This window comes from Acinetobacter sp. UBA6720 (assembly GCF_002454215.1).
Classification (GTDB): domain Bacteria; phylum Pseudomonadota; class Gammaproteobacteria; order Pseudomonadales; family Moraxellaceae; genus Acinetobacter.
The window spans coordinates 433-2985 of record NZ_DKIK01000108.1 but is presented as its reverse complement, the minus strand read 5'-3'; the positions used below and the strand labels follow the sequence as shown (position 1 = coordinate 2985).

The window sequence follows — 2553 nt, the reverse complement described above, 5'->3', positions numbered from 1 at the left end:
TGTTATCTATTCCGATTAATTCAATTCATGCTCAATGTGATTTCCCATTATCTTATGTCAGCCGTGTTGGTAGACATCGGTTAGCTAATCTTCCTCAAATCGTAATTTCAGGTCAGCCAAAATCATTCAGTCCAGTTGCAATCGTTGGGTTATTACTTGAAGAACTAGTTTCTGAATCATCTTTACCTTTGGATGCTGCTTCTTTACTAGAAAAGTGGATTCAAAGTCGAGATGCGCTACAACAGTTTTTACAAAATCGTGAATATGAATTTGATGATTTAGTAAATGCAGGGCAAAGCTTTATTGAAACAGAGCAAGCTTTGATTTTAGGGCATAGTATGCATCCCGCGCCAAAAAGTAGGACAGGCTTTGTTCATGAAGATTGGTTAAACTTTTCTCCTGAAAATAAAGGTAAGACTCAACTTCATTATTGGCTAGTGCACCAAGATTATATTGCAGAAGGTAGTGCGACTGATGAACCTATTTCAGCGCAATTAAAAACTGCGTTACAGTGGTATTTATCTGAAAGTGATCTCAATTTATTAAAGACACATGCGGAATATAAGTTACTTCCTTTACATCCATGGCAAGCGCGTTATTTACAGGGCAAAGCTTGGTTTGAACGATTAAAGCAAACAGGGCAACTGATTGATTTGGGCTTGCGTGGTTGGCAATTCTCTCCAACCACTTCCATACGCACATTAGCGAGCTTCAATGCACCTTGGATGATGAAGCCGTCACTTTCAGTGATGATTACCAATTCTATTCGAGTGAATTTGGCCAAAGAATGTCATCGTGGTGAATTGACACATCGTCTGTGGCATAGTGAGTTTGGGCAAAATATTCTTAAACAGTGTCCAAGTTTAAAAGCAGTCAATGATCCAGCTTGGATCGCTTTAAAAATCGATGATGAAGTGATCAATGAAAGTATTTGTATTTTCCGAGATCAACCATTCCATCCACAACAACAAGTCACTTGTATCGCATCTTTGTGCCAAGATCATCCGATCAAGCCTTTAAATCGTTTTAATGCCTTATTTGCAAAAATTGCGAAAGCCCATCCTGATGCTGAAGTTTCAGAGATTGCTTCAGATTGGTTTAATCGGTTCCTCGAAGTCAGTTTGCAGCCTTTGATGTATCTATACCATCGTTATGGTATGGCATTTGAGTCACATCAACAAAATGTATTATTAGAACTCGAAAACCATTTTCCTAAAACTTTATGGTTACGTGATAACCAAGGTTTTTATTATATTGAAGAATTTGCCACTGAAATTCTGCAAGCACTTCCTGAACTGAAAGAAAAAGCCTTTGCGGTAGGTCCGAAAGCTTTTGTTGATGAACGTTTTAGTTATTATTTCTTTGGCAATACTTTGTTCGGGATTATTAATGCCATCGGTGCAACAGGCTATATCACTGAAGATGAATTGTTAGCGCATCTAACTGGATTTTTAGAAGAGCAATTACAGCAATATCCTGAGAGTACCTTAATACAAGGACTACTGTTCAATTCAACGCTGCCTTATAAAGGCAACTTGCTGACACGTTTGCATGAATTAGACGAGTTGATCGCACCTGTAGAAAATCAATCTGTTTACGTGCAACTGCCAAATCCACTGCGTATTTCACAGAAGGATGTCAGTTATGCTTGATTTTATTGGAATTGGTCTAGGACCTTTTAATTTAAGTCTTGCTAGTTTGCTACAAAACAAAAGCTCACTCGATTACGTATTTTTTGAGCAAAAGGCGCAATTTGATTGGCATGCAGGTATGCAACTACCTAATACGGTATTACAAGTGCCATTTATGGCAGATTTAGTCTCGATGGTTGATCCAACCAGTCCATTTAGTTTTTTGAATTATCTGCGTCATCAGCAACGTTTGTATAAGTTTTACTTTTTAGAGCAGCCACATATTCCACGTTGTGAATACAACCACTATTGCCAATGGGTTGCAGAACAACTTGATTGTATCGAATACCAGTCGCAGGTTCTAAAGATTGAACCTCAAACGATAGGTTTTAAAGTAGTCGTTGAATCAAACGGTGTTCAGCAAAGTTATTTATGCCGTCATTTAGTGATTGGAAGTGGTAATGTGCCATATTTGCCTGAATGTTTGGTAAAGATTCAGAAAGTCCGTCCACAACAATGTCTGCATTCAGCACAGTATATGACGCATGCCGATACAGATTTACATGGCGATGTGGTCGTACTTGGTTCTGGACAATCTGCAGCTGAAGTGTTTATCGACTTATTTGATGAACAGCAAGATACTGTTAATCATCAGTTTGATTTGCATTGGTTTACTCGTTCTCAAGGTTTCTTCCCGATGGAGTATGCGCCATTAGGTTTGGAACATTTTAGTCCAGATTATGCACAGCATTTTTATGATTTGACTGCGCAGCAAAAGGAACAGCAGTTAAAGCAACAAGCCTTGTTATACAAGGGAATTAGTGCAAAAACCATTCGGGAAATTTATCAAAGACTTTATCACCGCAGTATTGCAGGTCAAAGCTTACAGACACATTTACATAGTCAATGTGATTTGAAAGAT

General features: G+C 38.3%; 1 protein-coding gene and 1 pseudogene. Both read left to right on the top strand.

Annotated features, from left to right (window positions below; all coding sequences use genetic code 11):
- The coding region (gene acbA, locus B4F08_RS09460; protein WP_291374236.1) for an acinetoferrin biosynthesis protein AcbA at window positions 1-1652 on the top strand (1652 nt) is incomplete at its 5' end.
- Window positions 1645-2553, top strand: a pseudogene (gene acbB / locus B4F08_RS09455) (acinetoferrin biosynthesis monooxygenase AcbB); the annotation flags it as partial. The gene acbA and the pseudogene acbB, both read left to right, overlap by 8 nt.